This window comes from Bradyrhizobium sp. CCBAU 45394 (assembly GCF_028128655.1).
Taxonomy (GTDB): domain Bacteria; phylum Pseudomonadota; class Alphaproteobacteria; order Rhizobiales; family Xanthobacteraceae; genus Bradyrhizobium; species Bradyrhizobium diazoefficiens.
Map to the genome: position 1 here is coordinate 317,902 of NZ_LBIX01000017.1, position 12,623 is coordinate 330,524.

Below are 12,623 nucleotides of genomic sequence, written 5' to 3' on the forward strand. Positions count from 1 at the left end.
GCGTCAGGCTCCCAGATACGCGGCGACGACATCAGGGTGCTGCTGCACCTCGGCCGGCGAGCCCATCGCCAGCACCCGGCCATAGTTCAGCGCGATGACGCGGTCGGAGACGCGGTTGACCAGCGACATGTCGTGCTCGACCATCAGCACGGTGACGCCAAGCTCGTTCTTCATGTCACGGATCCAGAACGACATGTCGTCGGTCTCCTCGACATTGAGGCCGGAGGACGGCTCGTCGAGCAGGATCAGCTTCGGCTCAGAGCACAGCGCCCGCGCCAGCTCGATCACCTTGCGCACGCCGTAGGGCAGGCCCGAGATCAGCTTGTCGCGGTAGGGCTCGAGATCGAGGAACTCGATCACCTGCTCGACCCGGCGGCGATGCAGCTTCTCGTTGGCGCGCACGCTCGGCAGGAACAGCAGCTCCTGCCAGAGCTGCGTGGTGGAATGGCGGTGGCGCCCGACCAGGAGGTTGGACAGCACCGTCGCGTTCTCGAACAGTTCGATGTTCTGGAAGGTGCGGGCGATGCCTAGTCTTGCGATATCGTAAGGCGGCTGCTCGGTGATGTCCTGGTCCTCGAAGAAGATGCGGCCCGAGGTCGGCCGGTAGATGCGCGAGATCAGGTTGAAGATCGAGCTCTTGCCGGCGCCGTTGGGCCCGATGATCGAGAGGATCTCGCCCTTCTCCACCGCGAACGACACCGCATCGACGGCCTTGAGGCCTCCGAAATGCAGCGACAGGTTCTCGGCGCGAAAATAGCTCATCGGTTGCGCTCCGACTTCACGTAGATCTTCTGCCGCTTGAAGGTGGCGCGCTTGTAGAGCGGGAAGAGCTGGAAGAAGAGCTTGATCTTGAGCCAGCGGCCGTAGAGCCCGAGCGGCTCGAACAGCACGAACAGCACGATGATGATGCCGTAGATCGCGCCCTTCAGACCGTTGAGCGAGGCGAAGGCCGCGACCTTGGACTGGACGTCGGCCCCTCCTTGGGTGCCGGCGCCGAAAGCGGCGGCAATGCCGGCGATGATGCCGGGCATGTCGTCCTTCAAATAGGTCAGGAACGGGTCGATCATCACGATGAAGATCGCGCCCAGCACGGCGCCGTGCAGGCTGAAGCTGCCGCCGATCAGGATCACGATGATGAACTCGATCGAGAGCTGGAGCGTGAACATCTCCGGCGAGATGAACGAGAGCTTGTGCGCGAACAGCACGCCGGCAAAGCCGGTGATCGCCGCCGAGATCGCAAAGGACTTCACCTTGTAGAGCGCGACGTTGACGCCCATGCTGCGCGCCGCGGTCTCGCTGTCGCGGATCGCGACGAAGGCGCGGCCCGTCGGCGAGCGCAGCAGATTGAGCGTGCCGACGATGGTCAGCACCAGCACGGCGAGACACAGGAAATAGAAGGTCGGGCTGTCGCGCGGCACCGCGACGCCGAGCAGCGACAGCGTCTTGACCCGCATGCCCTCGTTGCCGTTGGTGACGCTCTCCCAGCGCGCCAGGATCTCCTCGACGATCAGGGCAAAGGAGATGGTGGCGATGACGAGATAGATGCCCTGGAGCCGCAGCGCGGGAAAGCCGACCATCGCGCCGATGATGCCGGTCAGAAGGCCAGCGGCGAGGAAGTAGACCGGGAACGGCACGTTGTATTTCTGCAAATAGGCTGCCGTGTAGGCGCCGATCGCGAGGAACGCGGCATGCCCGAGCGAGGCCTGCCCCGTAAAGCCGGTCAGGATCAGCAGCGCCACGCCGACGGTTGCATAGATGCAGACGAAGACGAGCTGGCTCATCAGATAGCTGGAGAGCACGTAAGGCGCGACCAGCAGCAGCGCGAGCAGGATGCCGTAGGAGACGAAATAGCCCGAATGCGGGAACAGCTTGATGTCGTCTTCGTAGTCGGTCTTGAACAGGAAGCGCATGGCGTTCAGACCTTCTTGCGGACGTGAAGGCCGAACAGGCCTTCGGGCTTGAGCAGCAGCACGGCGAGCAGCACGACGTAGGGCGCGACGTCCTTCCAGCCCTCGGCCAGATAGAAGCCGGCCATGCTCTCGATCACGCCGATCAGGACGCCGCCGACCACCGCGCCGGGGATCGAGCCGAAGCCGCCGAGGACCGCGGCGGGGAATGCCTTGAGGCCGAGCACGAGGCCGACATTGGAGTGAATGAAGGTGATCGGCGCCAGCAGCACGCCGGCGCAGGTCGCGACCGCCGCGCTGATCGCCCAGACGATCGACACCACGCGCTTGACCGGGATGCCCATGTAATAGGCCGCCAGCATGTTCTCGGAACTGGCGCGCATCGCGGTGCCGAGCGTGGTCTTGTTGAAGAAGAGCCAGAGCAGCGTGCACAGGATCATCGTCGCCGCGATCACCGAGAGCTTGTCGTAGGCGAGCACCAGCGAGCCGATCCGCAGCACGCCCTGGCTGAACGGCGTCTCGATCTTCAGATCATCGGTGCCCCAGATCATGCCGGCGATCGAGCGCAGGAAGTAGCCGAGCCCAATGGTCGCCATGATGATGGAGAATTGCGGATAGCCGAGGATCGGCCGCACCACCACGCGTTCGGCCAGCATGCCGAACAGCGCCATCGCGGCCACCGCACCGGCAAAGCCGATCCAGTAGTTCAGGCCCATCATGCCGATGAAGGTGAAGGCGAAGAAGCCGCCCAGCATCATCAGGTCGCCCTGGGCGAAGTTGACGACCTCGGTCGCCTTGTAGACCAGCACGAAGCCGAGCGCGATCAGGCCGTAGACGCAGCCGAGCGCAACACCGCTGACCAGCTGCTGAACGAAATCCAGCATCGCCGCGCTTCCTCCTGACGCAACCGGCGGTTCTTCGATCGCCTCGTCGCATCTTGTGTCCAGTCGCTACGCAGTCGTTTCGCTGCGTCAGCGCCATTTGTCCCGGTACCAATTCAGCCTGAACCGCCAAGCGCTGTCAACAAACGGTGACTTGCCTTTAGTCCAAGACGGATGACGGAATTTGCGGCAGTGCGATTCACCGCGCCGAAACATCTTCGGGTCATGGTCGCGGGCGATGCAAAACCGGATGGTGTGGCCGTCATGAAGCCGGACAGCTCGGCGCTCGAAGTCCGAGGGTTAACGAAGCGTTTTGACCGTCCGGCGGTCGACGGCCTCGACCTCACAGTTCGCGCCGGTGAATTCTACGCCCTGGTCGGCCCCAACGGCGCTGGCAAGACCACCACTTTGCGCATGGTTGCGGGCCTCTTGCGGCCCGACGCCGGCGCGGTCTCGATCTTCGGCATCGATGCGCTCCAAAATCCGGTCGCCGCCAAGCAGGTGATGGCGTGGGTCTCCGACGAGCCCATGATCTACGACAAGCTGACGCCGCTGGAGTACCTCGAATTCGTCGCCGGGCTGTGGGGCATCGCGCCATCCGCCTCGGAACCGGTCGCCGAGGGGCTGCTCAGCTCGCTCGGGCTCGAGCCGCACCGGCACGAGCGCTGCGAGGGCTTTTCCAAGGGCATGCGCCAGAAGGTGGCGCTGGCCGGCGCGCTGGTGCACGATCCCCGCCTCATCATCCTCGACGAGCCGCTGACGGGGCTGGACGCCGTCTCCGCCCGCCATGTGAAGGGGCTGTTGAGCGAGCGCGTCCACGCCGGCTGCACCGTGATCATGACCACGCACATCCTCGAGGTCGCCGAGCGCATGGCCGACCGCATCGGCGTGATCGCCTCGGGCCGCCTGGTCGCCGAAGGCACGCTCACTGAGCTGCGCCAGCAGAACGGCCATGCCGACACCAGCCTGGAAGATCTCTTCATCGCGCTGGTGACGCTCCAGGAAGCCGCATGAGCTCGGCGACCGCGCTGACCTGGTTTGCCCGCCACGAGCTCCGGCTCGCCTGGCGCGAATGGCTCGCCATGATGACCGGCGGCCGGCGCAGGCGGACGCGCGTCGCCGTCATCGGCCTGCTTCTGTTCGCAGCGCTCCTGCACGTGCCGGCCTGGGCCGTGATCGGCCGCGTCGCCGACCTGCCGCTCGACAAATCCTCGCTGATCGTGATCACCGCGACGATCTTTCTGGCCTGGACCTTGATGCTGTCGCAGGCGATCGAATCGGTGACGCGGGTATTTTATGCCCGCGCCGATCTCGATCTGATCATGTCCTCGCCGGCGACGCTGGCCAATCTGTTCTCGGTGCGCATTGCCGCGATCGCGCTCGTCGTCACGGTGCTGGCGCTGTTGTTCTCGACACCCTTCATCGACGTGCTGGTGATCGGCGGCGGACCGCGCTGGCTTGCGGCGTTCGGCGTCGTGGTCGCGATGGGCCTGTCAGCCGCGGCGATCGCGATTGCCGTCACCATCCTGCTGTTCCGCTTGATCGGTCCGGCGCGGACGCGCTTCGTGGCCCAGATCCTCGCCGCCATCATCGGCGCCGGCTTCGTGATCGCGCTCCAGGTCGCCGCGATCATGTCCTACGGCACGCTGTCGCGCATCACCATCCTGACCTCCGGCACCTTTGCCGAACACGCCCCCGACGTCGACAGCATCTGGTGGTGGCCGGCGCGGGCCGCCCTGGGCGACAGCGAGCCGCTGTTGCTGCTTCTCGCGCTCGGGCTGGTGCTGCTCGGCGGCGTCATGGCGATCTTCTCGGGCCGCTTTGCCGACACCGCGATCGATGCCGCGGCATACGGCACATCCGGCCGCCGCAGCGCGAAGCAACGCCCGTTCCGCGGCGGATCGCGGCAGCAGGCGCTGCGGCGCAAGGAATTCTCGCTGCTCTGGCGCGATCCCTGGCTGATCTCGCAGACCCTGATGCAGCTGCTCTATCTGGTGCCGCCGGCGCTGCTGCTCTGGCGCAGCTTTGCCGACAGTTCTGCCGCACTGACGCTGATCACGCCCGTGATCGTGATGGCGGCGGGACAGCTTGCCGGCGGGCTGGCCTGGCTGACGATCTCGGGCGAGGACGCTCCCGACCTCGTCGCGACCGCGCCGCTGACACCGTCCAGCGTCATCCGCGCCAAGATCGAGGTGGTGCTGATCGCGATCGCGGTCATCTTCTGCCCGCTGGTCGCGGCGCTGGCGTTTGCCTCGCCGATCCAGGCCGCGGTCAGTGCCGGTGCGATCATCATCAGCGCGGCCTCCGCGACCGCGATCCAGCTCTGGTTCCGGGTGCAGGCCCGGCGCAGCCAATTCCGCCGCCGCCAGACCTCTTCCCGGCTTGCGACCTTTGCCGAGGCCTTCTCCTCGATCGGCTGGGCCGCCACCGCTGCGCTGCTGCTCGCTCTCCCCCTCGCCGGCCTCGTCAGCGGCCTGATCACCGCGAGCCTCGTCGCCATCACCTGGAAATTCAGCCCAAGACGCGAATAAGCGGCGCGGATGACAGCTGCGATACTGACGCGCTGTTGATCGAAGCCCATTGGCCCCGCGCTGCATTGCGCGTTAGACTTTCTCCTGAAGTCATCGGGGACGGATATGTGGCGACTTGTTTCGGCCGCTCTGGCGCTGTTCGGCGCGCTCCTCTCGCCTGCCCTCGCTCAGCAGCAGCCCCAGCGCAGCGAATGCCTGGCGATGGCCAACACCGCGCCCCGCGCCATGCCGGTCGCCTTCCGGCAGGCGACAGCCGCGGCCGAGGTCGAGATCACCTATGCCGGCCATTCCACCTATTTCATCGACACGCCCGGCGGCCTGCGCATCGCCACCGACTATAGCGGCGCCTATCAGGTCGGACGGTTGCCCGACGTCGTCACCATGAACCGGGCGCACAGCACGCATTACTCCTTATACCCGGACAAGCGCATTCCCCATGTGCTGCACGGCTGGGGCGAGAACGGCAAGCCGGCCATCGTGTCGGAGCGCATCGGCGACACCTTCATCCGCAACGTCACGACCGACATCCGCCGCTACTTCGGCGACGATGCCGGCACCGACATGATCCGCGACGGCAACTCGATCTTCATCTTCGAGGTCGCCGGCCTCTGCATCGGCCATCTCGGCCACCTTCACCACAAGCTCGACGACAGCCATTTCGCCCAGATCGGGCGGCTCGACATCGTGATGGTGCCGATCGACGGCACCTACACCATGTCGCTGGACGGCATCTCCGAGATCACCAAGCGGCTGCGCGCCTCCGTGGTGTTGCCGATGCACCGTTTCGCCACCCCGCTCGACGACTTCATGCGCCGGATCGGCCAGCAGTTCGAGATCGACCGGCGCCTCGAGCGCTCCTTCCGCATGTCGCGCGATGCGCTGCCGTCGAAGCCGACGGTGATCATCCTCGACGGCGTCTGAGGCGCAATTTTCTCCAAGCCGGCTGCCGCCCATTGGTGCTGATCTCCCCGCAACAGGAGATCGACATGACGGACTTTGCAAGATTGTTGCACGCGGATGGACCGAACTTGGAGCACGCCGCGGCGCTCCGGCTTTACGGCCGCTTCGTCGGCGACTGGGATGCCGAGATCTCCGCCCGCGGCCCTGATGGAACGAAACACACCGTGCCCGGCGAAATCCATTTCGGCTGGGTGCTGGAGGGACGCGCCGTCCAGGACGTCTGGATCATTCCCCGTCCCAGCGGCAGCCCCGCCTTTCCGATCGCCGGCAACTGGTACGGCACGACGCTGCGGGTCTACGATCCGACCATCGATGCGTGGCGGATCTCCTGGTTCGATCCCGGCCGCAGCGTGTTCCGTCAGCAGATCGGCCGTCCGCGCGGCGATGACATCGTGCAGGAAGGCAAGACCGACGCGGGCGACCTGACGCGCTGGAGCTTTACGGAGATCGCGGACGACTCCTTCCATTGGCTCGGCGAGGTCAAGCCGGCTCCCGCAGCCGATTGGCGACTTGTGGTCGATGTGAGGGCGAGGCGACGCAAGGGTTAAGTCGAATGGATTTTGACTGAATCGATCGGGCCACGGGTTCGCTGCAACCTCTCCCGCTTGCGGGGGAGGTCGCGCCGAAGGCGCGGGTGGGGGCTCTCTCCACACTGGGAATCTCTCTGTGGAGACACCCCCACCCCAACCCTCCCCCGCAAGCGGGAGAGGGAGCGCACCTCCTCCGCCGTTGCTATGGTGCTCTGAGCAACGCGCGCTGCCGGGCGCAAGGACGAGATGCTAGGCTCCCGCCACAAAAAACATAGAGGGAGCGAACGCCGATGGCTGCAAGCGGTCTACCCGCCAACACGAGCGGGCTATTCGTCGAGCCGCGCGAGGACTGGCTCGCGCTGCATCAGGAGGAGATCATCGATCCCTCGCGGCCGATCGTCGATCCCCATCATCACCTGTGGAATCGCGGGCACCGCTACCTGATCGAGGAGATGGCGGCGGATATCGGCTCCGGCCACAACATCGTCGCCACCGTCTATGTCGACTGCCGCTCGATGTATCGCGCGCACGGGCCCGAGGCGTTCCGGCCGGTCGGCGAAGTCGAGTTCGCCAACGGCGTCGCCGCAATGAGCGCAAGCGGTGCTTACGGCACGGCCGCGATCTGCGCTGGCATCGTCAGCCATGTGAACCTGCTGCTGGGCGACGCCGCCAAGCCGGTGCTGGAAGCCGAGATCGCGGCGGGCAACGGCCGTTTCCGCGGCATCCGGCATTCCTCGGCCTGGGACCAAGATCCTGTCGTCGCGGGCATGTACGCCAACCGGCCGAAGGGACTGTTGCAGGATCCGACCTTCCGCAAAGGCTTTGCCTGCCTGGCGCCGCTGAACCTCAGCTTCGATGCCTGGCTGTTCCATCCGCAGATCGGCGAGCTGACCGAGCTCGCGCGCGCCTTCCCCGACACCAGGATCGTGCTCGACCATTGCGGCGGTCCGGCCGGCGTCGGCCGCTTTGCCGGGCGGCGCGAGGAGGTGTTTCCGCAATGGCGCGCCTCGATCCGCGAGATCGCCAAATGCGAGAACGTGGTGGTGAAGCTCGGCGGCCTCGCGATGTGCCTGCTGGGCTACGATTTCCATCTGCGCGAGAGCCCACCGTCCTCCGAGGAGCTTGCCGCGGCCTGGCGGCCCTATATCGAGACCTGCATCGAGGCGTTCGGCGCAAGGCGCGCGATGTTCGAGAGCAATTTCCCGCCGGACAAGGGCCAGTGCAGCTATCAGGTGATCTTCAACGCCTTCAAGCGTATCGCGGCGCCACTGGGCGAGGCCGAGAAGACGGCACTGTTCTCGCAGACCGCGACCGATATCTACCGGCTCCACTTGCCGTCATGACGAGAGAGGGGCCGGGATGTTGGTCCCGACCCCTCTTCCGTCGTAGCCGCTGGGAAGCGTCCTCGAAAAGTCTTGGTCCGGGCGTGCGCTAGCCGGCGCCCATCAGCGAGGCGGGACGGCGCTCGCCGGTGGAGACGAACATCCGCTTGAGCTTGTTGACGACGCGGATCAGGAAACCGATCATCACCGGATTGGTCTTGCGGCAGAAAGCGATCTTCTTGACGTGGCCTTCGACATGCCATTTGGCATGCGCGCCGTCGCGGAAGAAGATGACGTCGCCGGGACCGTAGCGCTTCGGCGGCATGCCGTCGCTTTCGAGCACGATCGATCCTTCCATGATCATGATCGTCTCGTCGATGTCGTAGTACCAGTTGAAGCGCCCTTCGGTGCAGGACCAGATGATGGTCGAGGCGGTGCCGTCCGCACTGGTGGACAGGATGTGCGAGCGCGACACCGGATTGCCCTCGATGATCCAGGACGGCTCGATCGGCCGCAGCTCGAGATCCACATTGCAACTACTAATTTCAATCAATGCGCGCGACATCTGTTTCCCCAGGGGATAGAATAGGTTTTTGGCCGGGTCGGGGCCCGGATTGTTTCCAATGATGTACGCAACGCTAGTGATCGGCTTTTAATTCTTTCTTACGCAGGCCTCGACAATCAGCCGCAAGTTGCATGTGCGAAGCAGCTAACGCCGCGATTTCCCTGCAAATTCGCGCACATGAACCCATCTTTTCCGGGGTGCGACAAAATGCGCGAAGTGACCTGAAAGGAGCCGTGCTGATGCCCCTCACGCCCGAGGTTCTGACAGCCAACAGCCAGGTCGTCGCCCGGCTCGGGAGCCTTGATATCTCCTTCACGCCGGATGATGAGTCCTGGTTTACCATCGACGGCATCGAAAGCCCCCGGCAGGTCGGCAGCGACGGCTCAGGCGGCGCGTTCGTGCTGCTGCCGTCGCAGAATGTGCTCTACGTCTCATCGGAGGGCCGCGCAGGAATTATCGCTGGTACGTTCGAGGCCTTTATCCAGCTCGTCGTCGTCCGGCCCTACTGGCTCGACATTCTCAAATTCTCCGCGGGCGGCGACCTCGCGGAAATGCGGCGCGCGGCGGATGCACTGGAGGCGACCCTCGACGACGAGGATGAGGTCAACGAGGCCCGCGAGCAGATCCGCAAGGGCCTCGACCTGCCCGAGCCGGACGATCCGGTCGGTGCGCTCTACGAGGCGGTGGCTGCTTCCGACGCCATCGTGCGGGCCACCGACGGCAGCCCGTTCACGACGCTGTTCAACCGCTTCAGCATCGACAACAACCCGATGCTGCGCAACGCGGCGGCATGAGGGCAGGAGAGACTGTTGCGAGGACGTTCACCTCTCCCCAGCGGGGAGAGGTGAAGCGGCTTACTTCGCCCACTCGCCCTTGCGGAACACGGGTACCTTGCTGCCGTCGGCGAGGATGCCGTCGATGTCGGTCTCGGCCGAGCCGATCATCCAGTCGATATGGATCAGGCTCTGGTTGCCGCCTTGCGCGGCGATCTGCTGCGGCGTGAGCTGGGCGCCGTTGACGAAGCATTTCGAATAGCACTGGCCGAGCGCGATGTGCGAGGCCGCGTTCTCGTCGAACAGCGTGTTGTAGAACAACAGCCCGCTCTGCGAGATCGGCGAGGAATGTGGCACCAGCGCCACCTCGCCGAGACGGCGCGCGCCCTCGTCGGTGTCGAGCACCTTGTTCAGCACCTCGGCGCCGCGCGAGGCCTTCGCGTCGACGATCCTGCCGTCCTCGAAGCGCACCGCGATGTTGTCGATCAGCGTGCCCTGGTAGGACAGCGGCTTCGAGCTCACGACATGACCATAGACGCGGCGGCAATGCGGCGTGGTGAAGACCTCTTCGGTCGGGATGTTGGCGTTGCAGCTGATACCGTTCTTGGACAGGGAGGCGCCGCCTTCCCATTCATGGCCGTCGGCAAGGCCGATGGTGAGATCGGTGCCCGGGCCTGAGTACTGCAACGCGCGGAAACGCTGGCCGTTGAGCCAGTTGGTGCGCTCACGCAGCACCGCATTGTGGCTCGCCCAATTGGCCATCGCGTCCTCGCGATCGACGCGGGAGGCCGCGAAGATCGCGTCCGCGAGCTTGCCGATCGCGACGTCCTCGGGATCGTTGGGGAACACCTGCTTGGCCCATGATGGGCTCGGATAGGCGATGATGTTCCAGTTGGTGTCGAAATTGACGATCTTTTCCAGTGCCGGCTGATAGGCCATCGAGTTGGCCTTGCTGGCGCGCGCGACCTTCGACGGATCCTCGCCCGACAGCAGCATCGGATTGTCGCCGACGATGGCGAGCCGCGCGGTGTTGTCGGAGAATGCCTTGGCCATGCCCTCATAGAGCCAGCCGGCGGCGCGATCGAAACTGTTGTCGTGACCGTGGCGGTAACGCGCCAGCGTCATCTCCTCGTCCGACAGGATCGGCGTCACGATACCGGCGCCGGCCTTGTAGGCATGAACGGCGATCCGGCGTACCAGCGGCAGCGCGATCGCCGGCGCCGTCAGGAGCAGATCCTGTCCCGGCCGCAAGCCCAGGCCCACCTTCACCGCCACCTCGGCCAGCCGGTCGAGTTTCGCAGGATCGATAGGAGTGGAGGTGATGCGTTGATCGGTCATGCCGGGTCCTCTGCCGAAAGTCTCTCGCTCAATCTAAGTCTAGCATCGCGAGACACAAGTATACGAGCGTATTGGGGGCGACGAAAGATACGCAGTTTCACGCATCTTGGTTTTCAACGCGTTGCCGATTTCAGCACCCGGTCGACCATGGCGGGAGCAAGGCCGAGGTAATTTTTCGGTGAAGTGAGCGCATCGATCGTGGCGCGGTCGATTCTGGCAGAGACGCGCGAGTCGGACGAGAGCGCGTCCGCCAGCGTCAAACCTTTCTCGTTGGCGAGCCGGCAGGCGTCATAGACCACGTCATGCGCCTCCTGCCGCCCGATCTGGGGCGCGAGCCCCATCATGACCGCTTCGGCCACAATCAGGCCCCGGCTGATGGCGAGATTGTCGTTCATCTTCGCCTCGTCGACGATGAGTCCCGCGAGCGCGAACCTCGCCTGGTGCAGCGCCCCGGCGGCCAGCACGAAGCTTTCGGGGATTGCCATCCACTCGGCGTGCCAGGGGCCGGTGGCGCGCTCGAAATCCTGCACCATCGCGTCCAGCATCAGGCCCGCATGCTGGCGCACCGCCTTGGACGCCGCCAGCATCAGTTCCGAGGAGATCGGGTTGCGCTTCTGCGGCATGGTCGAGGAGGCGCCGCGGCCCTTGACGAAGGGCTCGTAGACCTCGGCGAACTCGGTCGAGGCCATGATCATGATGTCGAGCGCGATCTTGCCGAGCGAGCCGGTGACGAGCGCGAGGAAGTTCACGGCCTCGGCAAAGCCGTCGCGCGCGACGTGCCAGGTCGAGGCGGGAACGCCGAGCTTCAGCTCGTCGCACAGCGCCTCCTGCACCTCAAAGCCCTTGTCGCCGAGCGAGGCCAGCGTGCCGGCGGCGCCGGCGAACTGGCCCACCAGGACCCGCGGCTTCAATTGCGCCAGACGCTCGGCGTGGCGATCGAACATCGCTAGCCAGATCGCGGTCTTGTAGCCGAAGGTCACCGGCAGCGCCTGCTGGAGATGAGTGCGCCCCGCCATCGGCGTATCGCGATGGCGCCTGGAGAGGTCGGCGAGAATCTTTCGCAGCTCCGCGATGTCGCGCTCGACGATCTCGAGCGCGGCACGCAATTGCAGCACTACGGCGGTATCCATGATGTCCTGCGTGGTCGCGCCCCAATGCACGTAACGGCCGGCATCGCCGCATTGCTTCACCATCTGGTGCACCAAGGGCAGGATCGGATAGCCGACGATGTCGGTCTCCTGCCTGAGCAGGTCGAAATCGAGCGCGGCAACGTCGGTCCGCGCCGCGATCTGGTCGGCGGCATCCTGCGGGATCACGCCGCATTTGGCCTCCGCCTTCGCCAGCGCCACCTCGACCTCGGCATAGCGCGCAACCAGCGCGACATCGGAAAACACCTCGCGCATCTCAGGCGTGCCGAAGGCGTCGCGGAACAGCATGGAGTCGAGCACGGTGGTCGAGGCGTGGAGAGCGGGCATGGGCGTTTCTTTATGGTTGGTGTTTTGTGTGGAAGCAGCTTACGCAGGCCGCGCCGTTCGGCAATGGACAATGCCGGGTCATCACACATTCGGAGTCTTGCATTGGTCTCGCCGCCGCGCGTCAAACCATCGGCTCCGTCATCCCCGCGCAACCGCGAAGCGGTTGTCGCTGGAGGTGCGAACCATGCGACGCGACGCGTCGCGTGGAGAGCCTCGAAGGATGGCAGGCCGGGATGCGGGCCGTCGCCCTTCGAGGGCCGCTGAAGAAGCGGCCACCTCAGGGTGACGGGATGCGCGGTCGGCGATATCAGATTGAGTACCTGGCCTGCGACAGCCGACCC

The 12,623-nt window shown here is 65.2% G+C and carries 12 protein-coding genes; 6 read left to right on the forward strand and 6 right to left on the reverse strand.

Features of this window, described 5'->3' with window-relative positions; translation table 11 throughout:
* Window positions 1-3 precede the first annotated feature (3 nt).
* Genes WN73_RS10945 through WN73_RS10955 form a run of 3 tightly spaced genes read right to left on the reverse strand, consistent with a single transcriptional unit; the run spans window position 4 to window position 2,791 of the window.
* The gene (locus WN73_RS10945; protein WP_011090654.1) at window positions 4-762 is read right to left on the reverse strand and encodes an ABC transporter ATP-binding protein; all 759 of its coding nucleotides are present in this window, start codon (window positions 760-762) and stop codon (window positions 4-6) included.
* Window positions 759-1,910, reverse strand: a complete 1,152-nt coding sequence (locus WN73_RS10950) for a branched-chain amino acid ABC transporter permease (protein WP_271552703.1) — start codon at window positions 1,908-1,910, stop codon at window positions 759-761. The genes WN73_RS10945 and WN73_RS10950 overlap by 4 nt, the downstream gene beginning before the upstream one ends.
* A 5-nt stretch (window positions 1,911-1,915) precedes the next feature.
* Entirely contained in the window at window positions 1,916-2,791 is an 876-nt protein-coding gene (locus tag WN73_RS10955) for a branched-chain amino acid ABC transporter permease (protein ID WP_028173717.1), read from the reverse strand.
* Between the two features lie 261 nt (window positions 2,792-3,052).
* On the opposite strand from WN73_RS10955, the gene WN73_RS10960 reads away from it, so the two are divergent.
* The 5 genes from WN73_RS10960 (at window position 3,053) to WN73_RS10980 (ending at window position 8,152) form a co-directional block, all read left to right on the forward strand.
* Window positions 3,053-3,802, forward strand: coding sequence for an ABC transporter ATP-binding protein (locus tag WN73_RS10960; RefSeq protein WP_271552706.1), 750 nt, complete (start codon window positions 3,053-3,055; stop codon window positions 3,800-3,802).
* Entirely contained in the window at window positions 3,799-5,319 is a 1,521-nt protein-coding gene (locus WN73_RS10965) for a permease (RefSeq protein WP_271552708.1), read from the forward strand. The genes WN73_RS10960 and WN73_RS10965 overlap by 4 nt, the downstream gene beginning before the upstream one ends.
* A gap of 105 nt (window positions 5,320-5,424) precedes the next feature.
* Window positions 5,425-6,240, forward strand: coding sequence for an MBL fold metallo-hydrolase (locus tag WN73_RS10970; RefSeq protein ID WP_271552710.1), 816 nt, complete (start codon window positions 5,425-5,427; stop codon window positions 6,238-6,240).
* A gap of 65 nt (window positions 6,241-6,305) precedes the next feature.
* The gene (locus WN73_RS10975) at window positions 6,306-6,827 is read left to right on the forward strand and encodes a hypothetical protein (protein WP_271552711.1); all 522 of its coding nucleotides are present in this window, start codon (window positions 6,306-6,308) and stop codon (window positions 6,825-6,827) included.
* 272 nt (window positions 6,828-7,099) lie between these two features.
* Window positions 7,100-8,152: an amidohydrolase family protein gene (locus WN73_RS10980; RefSeq protein WP_271552712.1), complete on the forward strand. Its 1,053-nt coding sequence runs from the start codon at window positions 7,100-7,102 to the stop codon at window positions 8,150-8,152.
* A gap of 88 nt (window positions 8,153-8,240) precedes the next feature.
* On the opposite strand, the gene WN73_RS10985 is transcribed toward WN73_RS10980, so the two are convergent.
* On the reverse strand, window positions 8,241-8,696 hold the full coding sequence (locus WN73_RS10985; RefSeq protein WP_038966115.1) for a cupin domain-containing protein: 456 nt from the start codon (window positions 8,694-8,696) through the stop codon (window positions 8,241-8,243).
* Window positions 8,697-8,935: 239 nt separating this feature from the next.
* Here WN73_RS10985 and WN73_RS10990 point away from each other — a divergent pair, with 239 nt between their 5' ends.
* On the forward strand, window positions 8,936-9,490 hold the full coding sequence (locus WN73_RS10990; RefSeq protein WP_271552713.1) for a hypothetical protein: 555 nt from the start codon (window positions 8,936-8,938) through the stop codon (window positions 9,488-9,490).
* A gap of 60 nt (window positions 9,491-9,550) precedes the next feature.
* Here WN73_RS10990 and WN73_RS10995 read toward each other — a convergent pair whose 3' ends face one another.
* Together WN73_RS10995 and pcaB are read right to left on the reverse strand one after the other, a co-directional pair.
* Window positions 9,551-10,807 (reverse strand): aminopeptidase, encoded by a 1,257-nt coding sequence (locus WN73_RS10995; protein ID WP_011090664.1) that lies wholly within the window; start codon window positions 10,805-10,807, stop codon window positions 9,551-9,553.
* A gap of 113 nt (window positions 10,808-10,920) precedes the next feature.
* Window positions 10,921-12,282 (reverse strand): 3-carboxy-cis,cis-muconate cycloisomerase, encoded by a 1,362-nt coding sequence (pcaB, locus tag WN73_RS11000; RefSeq protein WP_028175528.1) that lies wholly within the window; start codon window positions 12,280-12,282, stop codon window positions 10,921-10,923.
* Between the last annotated feature and the right edge of the window lie 341 nt (window positions 12,283-12,623).

Excerpts from the sequence above, each read along its gene's own strand:
- WN73_RS10950 (WP_271552703.1), bottom strand. The coding sequence starts at position 1,910 with ATGCGCTTCCTGTTCAAGACCGACTACGAAGACGACATCAAGCTGTTC.
- WN73_RS10955 (WP_028173717.1), bottom strand. The coding sequence starts at position 2,791 with ATGCTGGATTTCGTTCAGCAGCTGGTCAGCGGTGTTGCGCTCGGCTGC.
- WN73_RS10965 (WP_271552708.1), top strand. The coding sequence starts at position 3,799 with ATGAGCTCGGCGACCGCGCTGACCTGGTTTGCCCGCCACGAGCTCCGG.
- WN73_RS10970 (WP_271552710.1), top strand. The coding sequence starts at position 5,425 with ATGTGGCGACTTGTTTCGGCCGCTCTGGCGCTGTTCGGCGCGCTCCTC.
- WN73_RS10980 (WP_271552712.1), top strand. The coding sequence starts at position 7,100 with ATGGCTGCAAGCGGTCTACCCGCCAACACGAGCGGGCTATTCGTCGAG.
- WN73_RS10990 (WP_271552713.1), top strand. The coding sequence starts at position 8,936 with ATGCCCCTCACGCCCGAGGTTCTGACAGCCAACAGCCAGGTCGTCGCC.
- WN73_RS10945 (WP_011090654.1), bottom strand. The coding sequence starts at position 762 with ATGAGCTATTTTCGCGCCGAGAACCTGTCGCTGCATTTCGGAGGCCTC.
- WN73_RS10960 (WP_271552706.1), top strand. The coding sequence starts at position 3,053 with ATGAAGCCGGACAGCTCGGCGCTCGAAGTCCGAGGGTTAACGAAGCGT.
- WN73_RS10995 (WP_011090664.1), bottom strand. The coding sequence starts at position 10,807 with ATGACCGATCAACGCATCACCTCCACTCCTATCGATCCTGCGAAACTC.
- pcaB (WP_028175528.1), bottom strand. The coding sequence starts at position 12,282 with ATGCCCGCTCTCCACGCCTCGACCACCGTGCTCGACTCCATGCTGTTC.
- WN73_RS10985 (WP_038966115.1), bottom strand. The coding sequence starts at position 8,696 with ATGTCGCGCGCATTGATTGAAATTAGTAGTTGCAATGTGGATCTCGAG.
- WN73_RS10975 (WP_271552711.1), top strand. The coding sequence starts at position 6,306 with ATGACGGACTTTGCAAGATTGTTGCACGCGGATGGACCGAACTTGGAG.